Source organism: Leclercia sp. UBA7405, from assembly GCF_037152215.1.
Taxonomy (GTDB): Bacteria; Pseudomonadota; Gammaproteobacteria; order Enterobacterales; family Enterobacteriaceae; genus Enterobacter; species Enterobacter pneumoniae.
The window spans coordinates 2247792-2267550 of record NZ_JBBCMR010000001.1 but is presented as its reverse complement, the minus strand read 5'-3'; the positions used below and the strand labels follow the sequence as shown (position 1 = coordinate 2267550).

13 protein-coding genes are annotated in these 19759 nt (G+C 53.6%); 7 read left to right on the top strand and 6 right to left on the bottom strand.

The features are described from left to right. The first annotated feature begins 167 nt into the window (after window positions 1–167). Window positions 168–818, top strand: a complete 651-nt coding sequence (gene inaA / locus WFN75_RS11090; RefSeq protein ID WP_046884703.1) for a lipopolysaccharide kinase InaA — start codon at window positions 168–170, stop codon at window positions 816–818. Window positions 819–824: 6 nt separating this feature from the next. Here the strand turns inward: inaA and yfaE are convergent, their stop codons facing one another. From yfaE to ubiG, 4 genes are all read right to left on the bottom strand, one after another. After that, window positions 825–1079, bottom strand: coding sequence for a class I ribonucleotide reductase maintenance protein YfaE (yfaE, locus tag WFN75_RS11085; protein ID WP_040074722.1), 255 nt, complete (start codon window positions 1077–1079; stop codon window positions 825–827). Beyond that, the gene (gene nrdB / locus WFN75_RS11080; protein WP_040074723.1) at window positions 1079–2209 is read right to left on the bottom strand and encodes a class Ia ribonucleoside-diphosphate reductase subunit beta; all 1131 of its coding nucleotides are present in this window, start codon (window positions 2207–2209) and stop codon (window positions 1079–1081) included. The genes yfaE and nrdB overlap by 1 nt, the downstream gene beginning before the upstream one ends. A gap of 105 nt (window positions 2210–2314) precedes the next feature. Further along, entirely contained in the window at window positions 2315–4600 is a 2286-nt protein-coding gene (nrdA, locus tag WFN75_RS11075) for a class 1a ribonucleoside-diphosphate reductase subunit alpha (protein WP_040074725.1), read from the bottom strand. A gap of 348 nt (window positions 4601–4948) precedes the next feature. Then, window positions 4949–5677, bottom strand: coding sequence for a bifunctional 2-polyprenyl-6-hydroxyphenol methylase/3-demethylubiquinol 3-O-methyltransferase UbiG (gene ubiG / locus WFN75_RS11070; RefSeq protein WP_046884704.1), 729 nt, complete (start codon window positions 5675–5677; stop codon window positions 4949–4951). Between the two features lie 146 nt (window positions 5678–5823). Here ubiG and gyrA point away from each other — a divergent pair, with 146 nt between their 5' ends. Continuing rightward, window positions 5824–8460 carry a DNA topoisomerase (ATP-hydrolyzing) subunit A gene (gene gyrA / locus WFN75_RS11065; RefSeq protein WP_046884705.1) on the top strand — a complete coding sequence of 879 codons (2637 nt, stop codon included), beginning with the start codon at window positions 5824–5826 and terminating at the stop codon, window positions 8458–8460. 135 nt (window positions 8461–8595) lie between these two features. Further along, window positions 8596–11439 (top strand): two-component system sensor histidine kinase RcsC, encoded by a 2844-nt coding sequence (gene rcsC / locus WFN75_RS11060; protein ID WP_040074731.1) that lies wholly within the window; start codon window positions 8596–8598, stop codon window positions 11437–11439. A 66-nt stretch (window positions 11440–11505) separates the two neighbouring features. On the opposite strand, the gene rcsB is transcribed toward rcsC, so the two are convergent. After that, on the bottom strand, window positions 11506–12156 hold the full coding sequence (rcsB, locus tag WFN75_RS11055; RefSeq protein WP_001061917.1) for a response regulator transcription factor RcsB: 651 nt from the start codon (window positions 12154–12156) through the stop codon (window positions 11506–11508). 16 nt (window positions 12157–12172) lie between these two features. After that, on the bottom strand, window positions 12173–14845 hold the full coding sequence (rcsD, locus tag WFN75_RS11050) for a phosphotransferase RcsD (protein ID WP_046884706.1): 2673 nt from the start codon (window positions 14843–14845) through the stop codon (window positions 12173–12175). A 743-nt stretch (window positions 14846–15588) separates the two neighbouring features. Between rcsD and WFN75_RS11045 the strand changes: the two genes are divergently transcribed. The 4 genes from WFN75_RS11045 to alkB all read left to right on the top strand — a co-directional run bounded on the left by WFN75_RS11045 (window position 15589) and on the right by alkB (window position 19683). Further along, a complete protein-coding gene (locus WFN75_RS11045) occupies window positions 15589–16719 on the top strand; it encodes a porin OmpC (protein ID WP_046884707.1) in 1131 nt (376 codons plus the stop codon). Between the two features lie 118 nt (window positions 16720–16837). After that, window positions 16838–17896, top strand: a complete 1059-nt coding sequence (gene apbE, locus WFN75_RS11040; RefSeq protein WP_046884708.1) for an FAD:protein FMN transferase ApbE — start codon at window positions 16838–16840, stop codon at window positions 17894–17896. Between the two features lie 72 nt (window positions 17897–17968). After that, window positions 17969–19033 carry a bifunctional DNA-binding transcriptional regulator/O6-methylguanine-DNA methyltransferase Ada gene (ada, locus tag WFN75_RS11035; protein ID WP_336996256.1) on the top strand — a complete coding sequence of 355 codons (1065 nt, stop codon included), beginning with the start codon at window positions 17969–17971 and terminating at the stop codon, window positions 19031–19033. Continuing rightward, window positions 19033–19683, top strand: a complete 651-nt coding sequence (alkB, locus tag WFN75_RS11030) for a DNA oxidative demethylase AlkB (protein ID WP_336996158.1) — start codon at window positions 19033–19035, stop codon at window positions 19681–19683. The genes ada and alkB overlap by 1 nt, the downstream gene beginning before the upstream one ends. Window positions 19684–19759 lie beyond the last annotated feature (76 nt).

Genomic DNA, 19759 nt, shown 5'->3' with positions numbered 1-19759 from the left:
CCCTTTACGCAGCCTCACTCCGTTCGCCTATCCTGCCTGCCATGAATAAAGCCTTTATTAAGTGGGACGTTGTCTGCTTCCCGACACAAATTGTTGAGATTTTTCCTAATCATCCTGGTTATCATAAGGCTGATTATTTACCTGTGAATAGTAACGGATGGTACAGCATGAACATGGCTGCAAAAGATAAAGAATTTAGCCATTGGTGGGCCACAGAAGGCGACTGGGTTGAAGAACCGAACTTTCGGCGTAAGGGAATGAGCGGCGTGCAATGTGTCGAGCGTGACGGCAAAAAGCTGTATGTCAAACGCATGACGCACCATCTGTTCCACTCCTTACGTTACCCTTTTGGCCGCCCCACCATTGTTCGTGAGATCAGCGTTATCCACGATCTGGAAAAAGCGGGTGTGATCGTTCCTAAGATCGTTTATGGCAAAGCGATGAAGGTCGAGGGTGAATGGCGTGCCCTGCTGGTCACCGAAGATATGGCAGGATTTATCAGTATTGCTGACTGGTATCATCAGCACGCAATTACGCCGTTCCCGGACGAGGTGCGTGACGCCATGCTAAAAGCGGTCGCCCTGGCGTTCAAAAAAATGCATAGCGTTAACCGCCAGCATGGTTGCTGCTATGTACGTCATATCTATGTGAAGACCGAAGGGGTGGTCGAGGCAGGATTTCTCGATCTTGAGAAGAGCCGCCGTCGTCTGCGCCGCCATAAGGCTGCGAATCACGACTTCCGGCAGCTGGAAAAATATCTGGATCCGATTCCGAAGCGTGACTGGGAACAGGTCAAAGCGTATTACTACGCGATGTAATCGCTGTTACATCTCGATCTCAATATCCCCTTTAGCCCTGCAGCAGCAGGGCAAAATTTCCCCTTCGCTGATGAAGGCCAGCGGTTCGGCAATCCAGTCTACCTGACCGGATACCAGGCGACAGCGGCAAGAGCCGCAGTAACCTTCACGACACTGGTATTCTACTTCAACCTGATGCGACTCAAGAGCAATCAGCAGGGAGGGGTGCTCATCCCGGCACATAACCTCTGTGCCGGAAAGGCGAAGCGTCACGCGGCTCATCAGAGCTGGAAGTCGCTCAGGTCGTCGGTATTCACTTCAGAGTCAATCTGACCGACCAGGTAAGAGCTCACCTCCACTTCCTGCGGCGCAACCTGCACATTGTCAGAGACCAGCCAGGTATTGATCCACGGAATCGGGTTGGAGCGCGTCTGGAACGGCAGGTCAAGGCCCACCGCCTGCATACGGATATTGGTAATGTACTCGACGTACTGGCAGAGAATATCTTTGTTCAGGCCAATCATAGAGCCGCCCTGGAACAGATACTCTGCCCACTCTTTTTCCTGCACTGCAGCCTGAACGAACAGGTCGTAGCTCTCCTGTTTACACTCTTCTGCGATCTCGGCCATTTCCGGATCGTCTACACCGCTGCGCAGCAGGTTCAGCATATGCTGAGTACCTGTCAAATGCAGGGCTTCGTCACGGGCAATCAGGCGGATGATTTTGGCGTTGCCTTCCATCAGCTCACGTTCAGCAAAGGCGAAGGAGCAGGCGAAACTGACGTAGAAGCGGATCGCTTCCAGCGCGTTCACGCTCATCAGGCACAGGTACAGTTTTTTCTTCAGCTCGCGCAGGCTTACGGTGACGGTTTTACCGTTAACGGTGTGCGTACCTTCGCCCAGCAGATGCCAGTAGCTGGTCATCTCAATCAGATCGTCGTAGAAGTGAGAGATGCCCTCTGCGCGCTTCAGGATCTGGTCGTTCGTCACGATATCATCAAACACAATCGCCGGATCGTTAACGATATTACGGATGATATGGGTATAGGAGCGTGAGTGGATCGTCTCGGAAAACGCCCAGGTCTCAACCCAGGTTTCCAGCTCCGGAATAGAGATCAACGGCAGCAGCGCCACGTTCGGGCTACGTCCCTGAATAGAGTCCAGCAGCGTCTGGTATTTCAGGTTGCTGAGGAAGATATGCTTCTCATGCTCTGGCAATGCCTGGAAATCGATGCGATCGCGTGAAACGTCCACTTCTTCCGGACGCCAGAAGAAGGAGAGTTGCTTTTCAATCAGCTTTTCGAAGATGTCATATTTTTGCTGATCGTAGCGTGCCACGTTGACCGGCTGGCCGAAAAACATCGGCTCTTTGAGCTGGTCATTTTTCGTCTGTGAAAAGGTGGTGTATGCCATGAATGTGTCCTGTGGTGTTATTTCCCTCACCCCGGCCCTCTCCCACAGGGAGAGGGGGAAAGAGTTCCCTCTCCTTGTAAGAGAGGGTTAGGGTGAGGGGATTTATTAGATCTTACATGCGCCGCTTTCGCAGCCATCATCCTGGATAGAAGGAGCCAGGTCATCCTGTGCATCTTCTGCACCGTCACGGGTGTTTTGATAGTACAGGGTTTTCACGCCAAATTTGTAAGCGGTAAGCAGGTCTTTCAGCAACTGCTGCATCGGCACTTTTCCGGACGGGAAACGTGACGGGTCATAGTTAGTATTCGCCGAGATCGCCTGATCGATGAACTTCTGCATGATACCCACCAGTTGCAGGTAGCCGTCGTTGTTCGGCATTTCCCACAGCAGTTCGTAGTTGTTTTTCAGCAGTTCATAATCCGGCACCACCTGGCGCAGGATGCCATCTTTCGACGCCTTAATGCTCACGTGGCCGCGCGGCGGCTCAATGCCGTTAGTGGCGTTAGAGATCTGCGAAGAGGTCTCGGACGGCATCAGGGCAGAGAGCGTAGAGTTACGCAGGCCGTGGGTCTTGATGGACTCACGAAGCGCGTCCCAGTCCAGGTGCAGCGGCTCGCTGACAATCGCATCCAGGTCTTTCTTGTAGGTGTCGATTGGCATAATGCCTTTTGCATAGGTGGTTTCATTGAACCACGGGCAAGCACCTTGCTCTTTCGCCAGTTCGTTAGAGGCTTTCAGCAAGTAGTACTGAATGGCTTCAAACGTCTCATGGGTCAGGTTGTTGGCGCTGCCATCGGAGTAACGCTTACCGTTCTTCGCCAGCCAGTAGGCGAAGTTGATGACACCAATACCCAGGGTACGACGACCCATTGCACCGCGTTTGGCCGCCGGGATTGGATAATCCTGGTAATCCAGCAGGGCGTCGAGCGCGCGAACCGCCAGTACCGCTAGCTCTTCCAGCTCGGACAGGCTCTTGATCGCGCCCAGGTTAAACGCGGAGAGCGTACAGAGCGCGATCTCGCCGTTTTCGTCGTTCACATCGTCCAGCGGTTTGGTCGGCAGCGCGATTTCCAGGCACAGGTTAGACTGACGCACCGGGGCAATCGCCGGATCGAACGGGCTGTGGGTGTTGCAGTGGTCAACGTTCTGAATGTAGATACGGCCAGTCGAAGCACGTTCCTGCATCATCAGGGAGAAGAGATCGACCGCTTTCACGCGCTGCTTACGAATGCTGTCATCTTTTTCGTATTTGGTGTACAGACGCTCAAACTCGTCCTGATCGGCAAAGAAAGCGTCGTACAGGCCCGGTACGTCGGACGGGCTAAACAGGGTGATGTCTTCGCCCTTCAGCAGACGGGTGTACATCAGTTTGTTGATCTGTACGCCGTAGTCCATGTGACGCACGCGGTTGCCTTCCACGCCACGGTTATTTTTCAGTACCAGCAGGCTTTCCACTTCCAGATGCCACATTGGGTAGAAGAGGGTAGCCGCACCGCCGCGCACGCCGCCCTGAGAGCAGGACTTCACGGCAGTCTGGAAATGTTTATAGAACGGAATACAGCCGGTGTGGAACGCTTCACCGCCGCGAATAGGGCTACCCAGCGCACGAATACGGCCCGCGTTGATACCGATGCCGGCACGCTGGGAGACATATTTCACAATGGCGCTGGAGGTGGCGTTAATGGAATCCAGGCTGTCACCGCATTCGATCAGTACGCAAGAGCTGAACTGACGCGTTGGGGTACGCACGCCAGACATGATTGGCGTAGGCAGCGAAATTTTAAAGGTGGAGACCGCATCATAGAAACGCTTCACGTATTCCAGACGGGTGTCACGCGGATAGTTAGAGAACAGGCAAGCGGCAACCAGAATATAGAGGAACTGTGCGCTTTCGTAGATCTCACCGGTCACGCGGTTCTGCACCAGGTATTTGCCTTCCAGCTGCTTAACGGCAGCATAGGAGAAGTTCATGTCGCGCCAGTGGTCGATAAACCCGTCCATCTGCTTGAACTCTTCTTCCGTATAGTCTTCCAGCAGATGCGTGTCGTACTTGCCCAGCTCGACCATTTTCACGACGTGATCGTACAGGGCTGGCGGTTCAAACTGACCGTAGGCTTTTTTGCGCAGATGGAAGATGGCCAGACGTGCCGCCAGGTACTGATAATCCGGCGCTTCGCGGGAGATCAAATCTGCCGCGGCTTTGATGATGGTCTCGTGGATATCAGAGGTTTTGATGCCATCGTAGAACTGGATGTGCGATCGCAGTTCGACCTGGGAGATTGATACGTTATTCAGTCCTTCTGCTGCCCAGTCGAGAACACGATGGATTTTGTCCAGATTGATACGCTCGGTTGCACCGTCGCGCTTTGTCACCAGCAGACTCTGATTCATGTGGGTTTTTACCTGTCCGTGAAATAAAAAAATATCCCCCGCTTATCCACAGATTCGCCTTGTGACTAACTCTGTGGATAAATACTACATATAGGGGGTTTGCGATAAGAGAAACGCTATATGGTGAGTATTCTAGTATCGAATCATTTCAGTACAAGGGTTGATTTTGACGTTAATTTGAGGTTGTGAAAGGGTAAAAAAGCGTAAGTCCTCGTGCTATAAGGCCTGGACCCCGTGTCAATAATCTAGAAAAAAAATCCAAATTTTGATCAAGTGCTGATTTCTTCAACGACGGGCAAAATTGCGCAACACAGGGTTGCGCATTGTTTATAAGAATTCGTGATGTCGTTAGTCTTTTTTTGCCGTTGTATGCAACATATAATTAACATCAACGCCCGGCCCAAGCTTGAATTTATCCAGAACAGGATTGTAGTGGAGACCGGTCATGTGCTGCTCTTTAAGCCCCGTCTGGTCAACCCAGCTCAGTAACTCGGCAGGCTTAATAAATTTCTTCACGTCGTGGGTCCCTTTCGGCACCATGCGCAGGACATATTCAGCCCCGACCACCGCCATCAGCCAGGCCTTGCCGTTACGGTTGATGGTAGAGAAGAAGACCTGACCGCCGGGCTTAACCAGTTTTGCACAGGCGCTCACCACCGACTGCGGATCAGGAACGTGTTCGAGCATCTCCATGCAGGTCACTACGTCATACTGATGGGCATACTTAGCGGCGTGCTCTTCCACGGTCTCTTGAACATACTCAACCTGTACACCCGATTCCAGCGCATGCAGCCGTGCTACCTGCAGTGGCTCGAAGCCCATATCCAGCCCGGTAACGTTCGCGCCTTCGCGCGCCATGCTTTCTGCCAGAATTCCGCCGCCGCAGCCGACATCAAGCACCTTTTTGCCAAACAGGCCACCGGAGCGCTCGGCGATGTAGCCCAGACGTAGCGGGTTAATACGATGCAGCGGTTTAAACTCGCCTTCAAGGTCCCACCAGCGCGAGGCGACGGCTTCGAATTTGGCGATCTCTTCATGGTCAACGTTGTGACCCACCGACGTTTTTTCGGCATTCATGGGCGCTTTTACTCCTTTTGTGGTCAGACCCGGAAGTATATCAGGTGAAGGGGATGAATAAACCGTATTGGTTTACCTCTTACACCGCGGCTGTGTTATAATTTGCGACCTTTGAATCCGGGATACAGTAGAGGGATAGCGGTTAGATGAGCGACCTTGCGAGAGAAATTACACCGGTTAACATCGAGGAAGAGCTGAAGAGCTCCTATCTGGACTATGCGATGTCGGTCATTGTTGGCCGTGCGCTGCCGGATGTCCGCGATGGACTTAAACCGGTACACCGTCGCGTACTATACGCCATGAACGTATTGGGCAATGACTGGAATAAAGCCTACAAAAAATCTGCCCGTGTCGTTGGTGACGTAATCGGTAAATACCACCCCCATGGTGATACCGCCGTATATGACACCATCGTCCGTATGGCGCAGCCATTCTCCTTGCGTTACATGCTGGTAGATGGTCAGGGTAACTTTGGTTCTGTTGACGGCGACTCCGCAGCGGCGATGCGTTATACGGAAATCCGTATGTCGAAAATCGCCCATGAGCTGATGGCCGACCTGGAAAAAGAGACCGTTGATTTCGTCGATAACTACGACGGTACCGAGCGAATCCCAGATGTTATGCCTACCAAGATCCCGAACCTGCTCGTTAACGGGTCGTCCGGTATCGCCGTAGGTATGGCAACCAACATTCCGCCACACAATATTACCGAAGTCATCAACGGCTGCCTGGCCTATATCGACGATGAAGAGATCAGCATTGAAGGGCTGATGGAACACATCCCGGGCCCGGATTTCCCGACAGCGGCGATCATCAATGGTCGTCGTGGTATTGAAGAAGCGTATCGCACCGGTCGCGGCAAGATTTATATCCGTGCCCGTGCGGAAGTGGAAGCGGACGCCAAAACCGGCCGTGAAACCATCATTGTTCACGAGATCCCGTATCAGGTGAACAAAGCGCGTCTGATTGAAAAAATCGCCGAGCTGGTAAAAGAGAAACGTGTTGAAGGTATCAGCGCGCTGCGTGACGAGTCCGATAAAGACGGGATGCGCATCGTGATTGAGATCAAACGCGACGCGGTGGGTGAAGTGGTTCTTAACAACCTCTACTCCCAGACTCAGCTGCAGGTCTCCTTCGGTATCAACATGGTTGCGCTGCACCATGGCCAGCCGAAGATCATGAACCTGAAAGAGATTCTGAGCGCGTTCGTGCGTCACCGCCGTGAAGTGGTAACGCGTCGTACTATTTTCGAACTGCGCAAAGCGCGCGACCGTGCGCACATCCTTGAAGCGCTGGCCGTGGCCCTGGCAAACATCGAACCGATTATTGAATTGATTCGTCGTGCGCCAACCCCTGCGGAAGCGAAAGCGGCGTTAGTCTCTCAGCCATGGGCGCTGGGTAACGTCTCTGCCATGCTCGAACGTGCGGGTGATGACGCTGCACGTCCTGAGTGGCTGGATCCTGAATTCGGCGTGCGCGATGGTCAGTACTATCTGACTGAGCAGCAGGCCCAGGCGATTCTGGATCTGCGTCTGCAGAAACTGACCGGCCTTGAGCATGAAAAACTGCTCGACGAGTACAAAGAGCTGCTGGAACAGATTGCTGAGCTGCTGCACATCCTGGGCAGCGCCGAGCGTCTGATGGAAGTGATCCGCGAAGAGCTGGAGCTGGTCCGCGATCAGTTTGGCGATGCGCGTCGTACTGAAATCACCGCTAACAGCTCTGATATCAACATCGAAGATCTGATCAACCGCGAAGATGTGGTGGTCACCCTGTCTCACCAGGGCTATGTGAAGTATCAGCCGCTCACCGACTACGAAGCTCAGCGTCGTGGCGGTAAAGGCAAATCTGCCGCACGTATTAAAGAAGAAGATTTTATCGACCGCCTGCTGGTGGCGAACACCCATGACACGATCCTCTGCTTCTCAAGCCGCGGTCGTCTCTACTGGATGAAAGTCTATCAGCTGCCGGAAGCGAGCCGTGGCGCGCGTGGTCGTCCAATCGTCAACCTGCTGCCGCTGGAAGCGAACGAGCGTATTACCGCTATCCTGCCGGTGCGTGAGTATGAAGAGGGCGTGAACGTCTTTATGGCGACCGCCAGCGGTACCGTGAAGAAAACCGCGCTGACCGAATTCAGCCGTCCGCGTTCTGCCGGTATTATTGCGGTGAACCTCAACGAAGGCGACGAACTGATTGGCGTGGATCTGACCTCTGGTTCTGATGAAGTCATGCTCTTCTCTGCTGCCGGTAAAGTGGTGCGCTTTAAAGAGAACGCGGTGCGCGCAATGGGTCGTACGGCGACCGGCGTTCGCGGTATCAAACTGGCGGGCGAAGATGCCGTTGTCTCCCTGATCGTTCCACGTGGCGAAGGAGCAATCCTGACCGTTACCCAGAACGGCTATGGTAAACGTACGGCGGAAAGCGAGTATCCAACCAAGTCTCGCGGCACCCAGGGCGTTATCTCTATCAAAGTGACCGAGCGCAACGGTTCCGTTGTTGGCGCGGTACAGGTAGATGATGCTGACCAGATTATGATGATCACCGATGCCGGTACGCTGGTGCGTACACGCGTTTCCGAGATCAGCATTGTCGGCCGTAATACGCAGGGCGTGATCCTCATCCGTACTGCGGAAGACGAAAACGTAGTGGGTCTGCAGCGTGTTGCCGAACCGGTAGATGATGAAGAGCTTGATTCTATCGACGGTACCGTAGCGGAAGGCGATGATGAAATCGCGCCGGAAGCAGACGTAGACGACGATGCAGCGGACGACGCTGACGAGTAATGTCTCCCTGTTGCAAAAGGGCCGGTTTCCGGCCCTTTTCTTTTGCACAAGCAGACAAGTGAACGTTGCGACCCGGCGCGTTTACCGCTACCTTAACCACATTCTTTTTTACCCCGATGGCGGAGCCTCGCCCCCTTGAAATACCTCGTCTCCTTTCGAACTACGCTAAAAGTCTCCCGCTATCTGTTTCGGGCGCTGGCACTGCTACTCTGGCTATTGATCGCACTTTTCTCGGTGTTTTACATCGTGAACGCGCTGCATCAGAAGGAGTCGGAGATTCGTCAGGAGTTCAATCTTAGCTCCGATCAGGCTCAGCGTTATATTCAGCGCACCTCAGACGTGATGAAAGAGCTGAAATACATCGCGGAAAACCGCCTGACGGCAGAAAACGGCATCATGGCCAGCCGTGGGCGTGATAGCAAAGCCGAAGTGCCCGATTTCGAACCGCTTTTCCCGGATTCCGACTGTTCTACGATGGGCAGTGCATGGCGCGGTTCGCTGGAGTCGCTGGCCTGGTTTATGCGCTACTGGCGCGATAACTTCTCCGCCGCCTACGATCTTAATCGTGTCTTCTTAATTGGCAGTGACAATCTCTGTATGGCCGATTTTGGCCTGCGTGACGTACCGGTCGAGCGCGATGATGCGCTGAAGAGCCTGCATGAGCGCATCGTCAAATACCGCAATGCGCCGCAGGATGAGCGGGGCAATAACATCTTCTGGATTAGCCAGGGGCCGCGTCCGGGGATAGGGTACTTCTATTCCCTGACCCCGGTATATCTGGCGAACCGCCTGCAGGCGCTGCTGGGTATTGAACAGACTATCCGGATGGAGAACTTCTTTACCCCGGGTACCTTACCAATTGGGGTGACCATTCTGGACGAAAACGGTCATCCCCTTATTTCCCTGACCGGACCGGAAAATCGCATCAAGATCGATCCGCGCTGGATGCAGGAGCGTTCATGGTTTGGCTATACCTCCGGTTTCCGTGACCTGGTGCTGAAGAAAAGCTTACCGCCGTCCTCGCTGAGCATCGTCTATTCGGTGCCGGTGGATATGGTGCTTGAGCGGATCCGCATGTTAATCCTGAACTCGGTGCTACTGAACGTGCTGGTGGGGATTGCCCTCTTTACCCTCGCGCGGATGTACGAACGCAAAATTTTTATTCCGGCAGAAGCCGACGCCCAGCGTCTTGAAGAGCACGAGCAGTTCAACCGCAAGATCGTCGCTTCGGCGCCGGTGGGGATCTGCATTCTGCGTACGGTCGATGGCACTAACATACTGAGTAACGAGCTGGCGCATAACTATCTGAACATGCTCACCCACGAAGACCGGCAGCGGCTGACGCAGATTATCTGCGGACAGCAGGTTAACTTTGTGGACGTGCTCACCAGCAATAACACCAATCTGCAGATTAGCTTTGTCCACTCGCGCTACCGTAATGAAAACGTGGCGATCTGCGTGCTGGTCGACGTCTCGGCCCGCGTCAAAATGGAAGAGTCGTTGCAGGACATGGCCCAGTCGGCAGAGCAGGCGAGCCAGTCGAAATCGATGTTCCTTGCCACCGTAAGCCATGAGTTGCGTACCCCGCTATACGGCATCATCGGCAACCTGGATCTGCTGCAAACCAAAGAGCTGCCGCGGGGTGTAGACCGTCTGGTGACGGCGATGAACAACTCCTCCAGCCTGCTGCTAAAAATCATCAGCGACATTCTCGACTTCTCTAAAATCGAGTCGGAACAGCTGAAGATTGAGCCGCGTGAGTTCTCTCCCCGTGAGGTGATGAACCATATCAGCGCTAACTACCTGCCTCTGGTGGTGCGCAAACAGCTGGGACTGTACTGCTTTATCGAACCTGATGTGCCAGTTACCCTGCAGGGCGACCCGATGCGCCTGCAGCAGGTCATCTCTAACCTGTTGAGTAACGCTATTAAATTCACCGATATCGGCTGCATCGTCCTGCATGTCACCCGGGCCGGTGATTATCTGAGTATCCGCGTGCGCGACACCGGGGTAGGGATCCCGGCCAAAGAGGTGGTGAAGCTTTTCGACCCGTTCTTCCAGGTGGGGACCGGGGTGCAACGTAACTTCCAGGGCACCGGACTGGGGCTGGCGATCTGTGAAAAACTGATCAGCATGATGGACGGGGATATCTCGGTAGATACCGAACCGGGCATGGGCAGCCAGTTTACTATTCGTATTCCTCTCTATGCTGCCCAGTCGCCGTCCAGCGTGGTGGTGAAAGGGTTGAGTGACAAACGCTGCTGGCTGGCGGTTAATAACGCCTCACTGCACAGCTATCTTGAATCCCTGCTGACCCGCAGCGGTATCCGCGTGGCGCGCTATCAGGGGCAAACGCCGGATGCGGAAGATGTGCTGCTCACCGATGATGAACTGGCACAGCCGTGGCAGGGCAAGGCGTCAGTACTCTTCTGCCGTCGTCATATTGGTATTCCGCTTGAGCGTGCGCACGGCGTGTGGGTAAACAGCGTGGCCTCTCCTCATGAGCTGATTGCGCTGCTGGCGCGTATTTGGCGCGTAGAGCTTGAGACCAGCGACGGTACGGCGGCGCTGCCGTCACCGGAAACGGCGCAGTTGAACGACGATATGATGATTCTGGTGGTGGACGATCATCCTATCAACCGCCGTCTGCTGGCCGATCAGCTCGGCTCGCTGGGCTATCAATGTAAAACCGCGAACGACGGCGTGGATGCCCTTAATGTCCTGAGCAAAAACCACATTGATATCGTGCTGAGTGATGTCAACATGCCGAATATGGACGGTTATCGCCTCACGCAGCGGATCCGTCAGCTTGGCCTCACGCTCCCGGTCGTAGGCGTAACGGCCAACGCGCTGGCGGAAGAGAAGCAGCGCTGTCTGGAGTCGGGAATGGATAGCTGTCTCTCCAAGCCGGTCACGCTGGATGTGTTAAAACAGACGCTGGCGGTCTATGCGGATCGGGTGAGAAAAGCGCGGGTATAAAAAAACGCCCGCAGGCGTTATTGAGAAGCCGGGCACGCGTAAGCGTAGCCCGGTTTTTTTACGGGGTTAATCTTTATCCGCCGGGCTCAGGGTCACGGAAGAGAGGTAGTTAAGCAGTGCGATATCATTTTCCACGCCCAGTTTCATCATCGCTGATTTCTTCTGGCTACTGATGGTCTTGATACTGCGGTTCAGCTTTTTGGCGATCTCGGTAACGAGGAAACCTTCGGCGAACAGACGCAGAACTTCGCTCTCTTTCGGTGACAGACGTTTGTCGCCATAGCCACCTGCGCTGATTTTCTCCAGCAGGCGAGAGACGCTCTCCGGGGTAAACTTCTTCCCTTTCTGCAGTGCGGCCAGCGCTTTCGGCAGATCGGTTGGCGCACCCTGTTTCAGGACAATCCCTTCAATGTCGAGATCCAGCACGGCGCTTAAGATCGCCGGGTTATTGTTCATGGTCAGAACAATAATCGACAGGCTTGGGAAATGGCGCTTGATGTATTTGATAAGCGTAATGCCGTCACCGTACTTATCTCCAGGCATGGAAAGGTCGGTGATGAGCACGTGCGCATCAAGTTTCGGGAGGTTATTAATCAGTGCTGTGGAGTCTTCAAATTCGCCAACAACATTCACCCACTCGATCTGTTCAAGTGATTTGCGAATACCGAACAGTACAATCGGATGGTCATCGGCAATAATTACGTTCATATTGTTCATGTATAGGGCTACCTTGCTACAGCAAGCTTTTGACGTAGGCGTCAATGTCGCTGATGTATTTTTCTATGCTGGCGGCATCTTTCTCACGAATAAGATGTTCCAGCGTTTCACATAATTGCTTGCCTGGAACCAGATTAAGCATGGCAAACACCCCTTTTAGTCGGTGTGCTGTCTGAGCCAGCGCCGCAAAATCGCTCGCGGCGGATTCAGTATACAGCCTCTTAACATCATCTGGTACTGTGTCTACAAAGAGCGAATAATAACCGCTGGCCTGAAGCTCGGCATTTTCATTACCGCCAAGCGGGGAGTCCGGGATTGTTTCCTGGGCCAGCTGCTCTTCTATTAGTTGTAGTACAGCTTCCTGCATAGCATTGCTCATATTAAAGTTGACGCGCATCTGCCCGGGGCCGATATTTCGCACGCCTGGCTCATCATCGCTTAAAAGCAAGCCGGAGGCAGTAAGATTAGACGGATTATCAGTTAAAAACAGATCATATTCTTGACTTACCAGCCTTTCGTCAGGCGTGATGCAGCTTGCACCCCAGTTTTCCAGCTGACGAACCACGATATTACGAATCTCATTAGAGGTGACGTCAATCATGGCTACCACGTCATCGAGCAGACGTTCATCATCTTCAGCTTCTTGTGCCGTCGCCGCCATTTTTACGTGCAGAGAGTAACGGGTTCCCAGCGATTCGCGGGCTTTAATATTCAGATGACCGCCAAGCTTACGGGCGAGCTGATCGCAGAGCCAGAAGGTGAGGGGGTTGGCTTTACCGTAACTATCCCCCTGGGTCTCGTTCAGGAACGGGAAGTGGAGATTATCGATTTCGCTCAGCGTGACCCCTTCACCGGTATCCAGAATACGGAAGGTCAAGCGATCGTCTGCCGATTCGTCATTGCTCACTTCAAGGGTGATCTTACCGATCTGGGTGGTGGTGACGGCATACTGAATCAGCAGCAGCAAGATCCGGCGCAGCGCTTCGCGATCCCCGTGACGTTTATCGTTAGCCGGCAGCGGGTTGTTAATAAGAAGCTGCAGACCCTTGCGCTTAACAACCGGCAGTACCTCCGGCACGACTTCATCAATCAGATCCTGAATAGAAAACAACTCTGCGTTGCTCTTCCAGCTATCATTCTCCAGCATATTTGCCAGCTGAATCTCGTCCACCAGCCTTACCAGCGTATCGGCGTGTCTGGCAAGCTGCAGACTGTCCGCGCCGTTGAGATGTGCAGCCTCATCGGCCAACGTCTTCAGAGGCTGTTTAAACGCCTCACCAATGTTCTGCATAAAGGCCGCCCGGCCCTGTTGATTCTTTTCATACAGCCGTTGTGCCTGCTTGAGCTTTTTGTTCACCAGCACTTCACGATCCTGGTCGCGGATAATAAAGATCTGGGTACGCGAAGCCACCTGGCTGCGGAACTGACGAATTTCATACAGCTCATTATTAATGGTGGCCTGAATCACACCCTGATGCTGATCGGCCATCGTGGTGATGTTTTGCAAATTGAGGTGCGGTAGCAGGTGATCGGCGATCTTATTGCTGATAATAGTGCGGTTTGCTTCCTGATCATGCACCAGCAGACCAAGGGGCAATACCGAGACAATTTCTTCATTCAGGGCGCGCAGGACGCGAAGCTCATTGCTGCTTCCGGTATTGACCGGGACATCGCTCTGACGCCCGGACTGCGTACGGAATGTACTGAAACCAAACAGCGCCAGAGCCAACAGGCCAATGTTCAGCAACAGTGGCAATAGAATATTTTGCAGCGTATCGAGCAGCAGGGTACCAAAAGGCACCTGCCAGACCAGTCGCATCCCGGTACTGTTCAGGGAAGAGGCGATCTCGATCTTCGAGCCGTTGAAAGAGATGCTTACGCTGTCCGGGCTCTCTTTATCTTGTGATGAACGCAGATTTTGCGAGGCAGTATCCGGATCGAGGCGGAAACTATCCAGCGGCATATCCGGTGGGATCAAATCGTTTATCGGCAGGTCGAACGCCACTACCGTTGCCAGATGCCCCGGTTGGTTAAAGGTGGTGCGTAGCGTGAAGTAATGCCCGTTCTGCCATGCCAGGCGGCGCAGAGAAGAGAAACTTTCACGCTCATCCAGCGCATTGGCCTGCTGCAACATCTCTGCCCGACGCGAGTCAACGATATTGCCGACCGTGGTCTCTTTAAACCCGGAGGAGAGGTCTTTCAGCGGCAGGGTAGAGATTAAAATCATGCTGTTATCCTGGCCGTTCAGGTAGTACATCGACCAGGGAATAGTTTCGGCGCCCCACAAGGTATCAAGATAGGTAGAGATACGCTGCGTCATCTCAAGGGTGGCGCTGTCGTGAGAGCCAAAAATCAGGGCTTCGGTTTTCCGACGCGTCTTCTCAAGATAGTAAACGTCTTGTTTAAGGCGGGTTTCCTGCAAGCCTTCTCCCGAAGAGTTACCAGGCGTTGCAGCGATATTGTCGTAAATCTGCCAGGTGGCATAGCGCCAGGTATCAATGCGTTTATGAAGGGCATGGGTGATATCCACAACCTGATAACTGCGATCCTTTAGCCAGGCATTTACTGCACTCTGCACCATCACGCCCAGAGTGACTAACAGCACAACGATCAATAGAAGAAAGAAACGGGTAATGCTGCCCGGAAGCAGTGAAAATTTACTGGCGGCTGTGGTTTCAGACTGACTCATTGCTATGTTTAACCCGTTATGGCTGCGCTGCAGGCGGAAAGGGCAGTATAAAGGGTAATAATCGAATTTCCAGCGTCACGCTACTTGATGAGCTGACTTTTTACGTCAGAAAACCCCGCCCATTCATCTGGCGAAAATTTGTACACCATGAAATGTATTGTACAAATTATTAGCGATAATTAAAGAAAATAGCACAATCAAACAAACAATTATATTTGCCGCTCATTTTTGCTGTCTAATTTTCAGCACAATGGCAATTAATTAATAGTCGTTATAGTTTCAGGGCGGTAGCACAAATAATGACTATTTGTGTAGGGAAGTGTAAAAAAAAACCGAATGCAGGGCATTCGGCTCAATTTGGGATAAACAGACATTCAAAACTGAATGACGGTAATAAATAAAGTTAATGATGATAGCGAGAGTTATTTTAGACGGGAGATAAGAAATTGTTTTGTCAATCAGTGCTATAACGCAGCCTTGAATATATCATTGATATTTATAGTTTTTATTTGAATGCGCTGTATGGTGTGTTTGTTTTTTAACTATTTGTGCTGTCAGAAAGTTCCCTGGTTTTTACAAAATGAAACATCCTGGTCGAAAAGTGAAACATCTTCAAAGTTTTCGTATCATATTCCCGTTGGATTATTCTGTATTTTTGCGGAGAATGAAGTTGCCGACTGGTTAAGAGGGTTAATCAGTAAGCAGTGGTAATAAAAATAAGGCATATAACAGAGGGTATAAAAATGAAAGTTAAAGTACTTTCCCTCCTGGTACCAGCACTGCTGGTAGCGGGCGCAGCGAATGCGGCTGAAATTTATAACAAAGACGGCAACAAATTAGATCTCTTCGGTAAAGTTGATGGCCTGCACTATTTCTCTGATGACGACGGTAGCGATGGCGATCAGACCTATATGCGTATCGGCTTTAAAGGCGAAACGCAGGTTAATGACCAACTGACCGGGTACGGCCAGTGGGAATACCAGATTCAGGGCAACACCTCTGAAAGCGATAACCAGTCCTGGACCCGTGTGGCATTTGCAGGTCTGAAATTCGGCGACGCAGGCTCTTTCGATTACGGTCGTAACTACGGCATTATCTACGACGTCACCTCCTGGACTGACGTTCTGCCAGAATTCGGCGGCGACACCTACGGTGCTGATAACTTCATGCAATCCCGTGCTAATGGTGTTGCGACCTACCGTAACCAGGACTTCTTCGGTCTGGTTGAAGGCCTGAACTTCGCGCTGCAGTACCAGGGCGCGAACGACAACGTAAGCGGCGAGAATGACTCTGCCGGCGGTCGTAGCCTGCTGAAACAGAACGGTGATGGCTATGGCGCGTCTCTGACTTACGATCTGGGCGAAGGTTTCAGTGCGGGTGCCGCTCTGGCCTCCTCTAAACGTACCGCTGACCAGAACGCAGCAGATGTCTACGGCGACGGCGATCGCGCTAACGTATACAGCGGCGGCCTGAAATATGACGCGAACAATGTTTACCTGGCAGCACAATACTCCCAGACCTATAACGCGACCCGTTTTGGTTCTTCTAACGGCAGCAGCATCACCGATGCCTACGGTTTCGCTGATAAAGCGCAGAACTTCGAAGTGGTCGCACAGTACCAGTTCGACTTCGGTCTGCGTCCGTCCGTGGCGTACCTGCAGTCTAAAGGGAAAGACATCCGTAACAACACCACCAACTTCGGCGATCAGGATTTGCTGAAGTATGTTGATGTTGGCGCGACTTACTACTTCAACAAAAACATGTCCACCTACGTTGATTACAAAATCAACCTGCTGGATAAAAACGAATTCACCGAACAGGCTGGCATCAGCACTGACGACATCGTCGCGCTGGGTCTGGTTTACCAGTTCTAAGACGCATAGCGTGTCAGATAAGGGGCCTGATGGCCCCTTTTTTGTTCCTGTAATCGGCTCTTACAAATCCCTGTTTTTGGTGTACTCTTGCCGGGCTCAGGCCAGAGGATAATAAATAATGGATATGACTTTTCTTCGTGTCGGCGTCTTGTCGGCACTTTTTATGTTAACAGCGTGCGATGCCCCAAAAACGCCAGAAAAAAGTGAAAATGCCGCAGTGGCAACGGTGTTAGAAGGTAAAACCATGGGCACCTTCTGGCGCGTTAGCGTTATCAACGTTGATAAAGCCAGGGCTGAAGCACTACGCGGTAAGATCCAGACGCAGCTGGATGCCGACGATCAGCTCCTTTCTACCTGGAAAAACGACTCCGCGCTGATGCGCTTTAATCACTCAAAAAGCACCTCTCCGTGGCCCGTTAGCGAGGCGATGGCAGATATCGTGACTGAATCCCTGCGCGTGGGCTACAAAACCCAGGGGGCGATGGATATCACCGTGGGGCCGCTGGTTAACCTGTGGGGATTTGGTCCCGACAAACAGCCCGTAAAAACACCCACCCAGCAACAAATTGATGATGCGCGAGGACAAACCGGACTGCACCATCTGTCGGTGTTGTACCAGTACGGTCAGCAGTATCTGGAAAAAAATATCCCCGACCTGTTTGTTGATCTTTCTACCGTTGGCGAAGGCTATGCCGCCGATCACCTGGCCGCGCTGATGGCCGAAGAGGGGATCCCTCGCTATCTGGTGTCGGTAGGGGGCGCGCTGGTCAGTCGGGGGATGAATGCCAGCGATAAACCGTGGCGCGTGGCGATCCAAAAACCTACCGATGAGCAGAATGCCGTACAGGCGATCGTTGACATCAACGGCCACGGCATTAGTACGGCGGGCAGCTATCGTAACTATTATGAGTTGGACGGCAAGCGCATCTCTCACGCGATCGACCCTCAGACCGGGCGACCTATCACCCATAATCTGGTGTCCGTGACGGTGATAGCCCCCACGGCGCTGGAGGCCGATGCCTGGGATACAGGTCTGATGGTGCTGGGGACGGAAAAAGCGAAGGAAGTTGTGCGCCGGGAAGGGCTGGCGGTCTATATGATCACCCGTGAAGGTAACGGGTTCAAAACCTGGATGTCACCGCAGTTCAGCGGTTATCTGGTTAACGGAAAAAATTAAAAAGCAAGGTTACGGGTTTTTGTTCTCTGGCGCTCAGGCAGGGTAGGAGTATGCTTACTGAAGGAGCGCATGATGAACAAAACGACCCTGATTAACGATGACCCACGCTGGCAGGCGGTGTTGTCTCGCGACACCGCCGCTGACGGCCAGTTCGTCTTTGCCGTGCAAACCACCGGTATCTTTTGCCGCCCGTCGTGTCGGGCGCGCCACGCCTTACGCCAGAATGTCCGTTTCTTTGACGATGCTGATACCGCCCTTCAGGCCGGCTTTCGTCCCTGTAAGCGTTGTCGCCCCGATGAACATGATCCGCAGGCGCGGTGCGTATTGCTTATCGACAAAGCCTGCCGCCTGCTGGAGCAGGAAGAGCCCCTCACGCTGGATGCACTGGCGCAGCAGGTGGCGGTAAGCCCTTATCATCTGCACCGTCTGTTCAAATCCGCCACCGGGATGACGCCCAAAGCCTGGCAGCAGGCCGCCCGCGCGGCGCGTCTCCGTAGCCGGTTAGCGCAGGGCGAAAAGATTACCGATTCGTTGCTGGCGGCCGGTTTCCCGGACAGCAGCAGCTACTACCGTAACGCAGACGCCGCGCTTGGCATGACCGCGAAGCAGTTTCGCCGGGGCGGCGATAAGACAACTGTCCGTTACGCGCTCAGCGACTGCGCGCTGGGCCGCTGTCTGGTCGCGGAGAGCGAGCGCGGGATCTGTGCCATACTGCCCGGAGATGACGACGCGGCGTTGCTGAACGAACTGCAGACGTTGTTCCCGCACGCCCGCCACGAGCAGGCAGATACCGGATTTGCCGCACGCGTGCAGCAGGTTATCGCCAGCATTGATAACCATACCCTGAGCCTGACGCTGCCGCTGGATATTCGCGGTACCGCCTTCCAGCAGCAGGTCTGGCAAGCATTACGCACTATTCCGGCCGGGGAAACCGTCAGTTATCAGCAGGTGGCTACCCGCCTCGGTAAACCGAATGCGGTGCGGGCAGTGGCCCGTGCCTGCGCGGCCAACCGGCTCGCCATTATCATTCCGTGTCACCGGGTAGTGCGAAACGACGGTGGGCTTTCAGGGTACCGCTGGGGAATAGCGCGAAAAGCGGCGCTTCTGCGCCGTGAAGCCGGAAATGAGGAGGAGTAATGCTCGATCTTTTTGCCGATGCCGAACCCTGGGAAGAGCCGCTGGCGCCGGGGGCCGTGATCTTGCGCCGCTTTGCGCTCGCCTCTGACTCCGCCCTGATGGCGGCGATTGCCGACGTGGCGACGCACGCTCCCTTTCGCCAGATGGTGACCCCGGGCGGGTACACCATGTCAGTGGCCATGAGCAACTGCGGCCCGCTCGGCTGGACGACCGACCAACGCGGCTATCTATACTCTCCCAACGATCCGCTCACCGGTCATCGCTGGCCGCCGCTACCTGTCGCCTTTGCTACGCTTTGCCACCGGGCGGCTATCGCGGCAGGCTACGCCGATTTTCAACCCGACGCCTGCCTGATCAACCGCTACGGCGTAGGGGCAAAGCTCTCGCTGCATCAGGATAAAGACGAAGCCGACCTGCGGGCACCGATTGTTTCGGTCTCGCTGGGATTGCCGGCCGTCTTCCAGTTTGGCGGAATGAAACGTAATGATCCCCTACAACGCCTGCTGCTGGAGCATGGTGATGTGGTGGTGTGGGGCGGCGCATCGCGCCTCTTTTATCACGGGATCCAACCGCTCAAGCCAGGCGAACATCCCCTGACCGGCGAGTATCGCTACAACCTTACGTTCCGCCAGGCAGCGAAGAGCGAATAAAAATAAGAATTATTCTTGATGTAAGCGGCGGGCAGTTTAAACTGCTGGCTGTTTTTTCTTGTCCGGATAGCTCTGC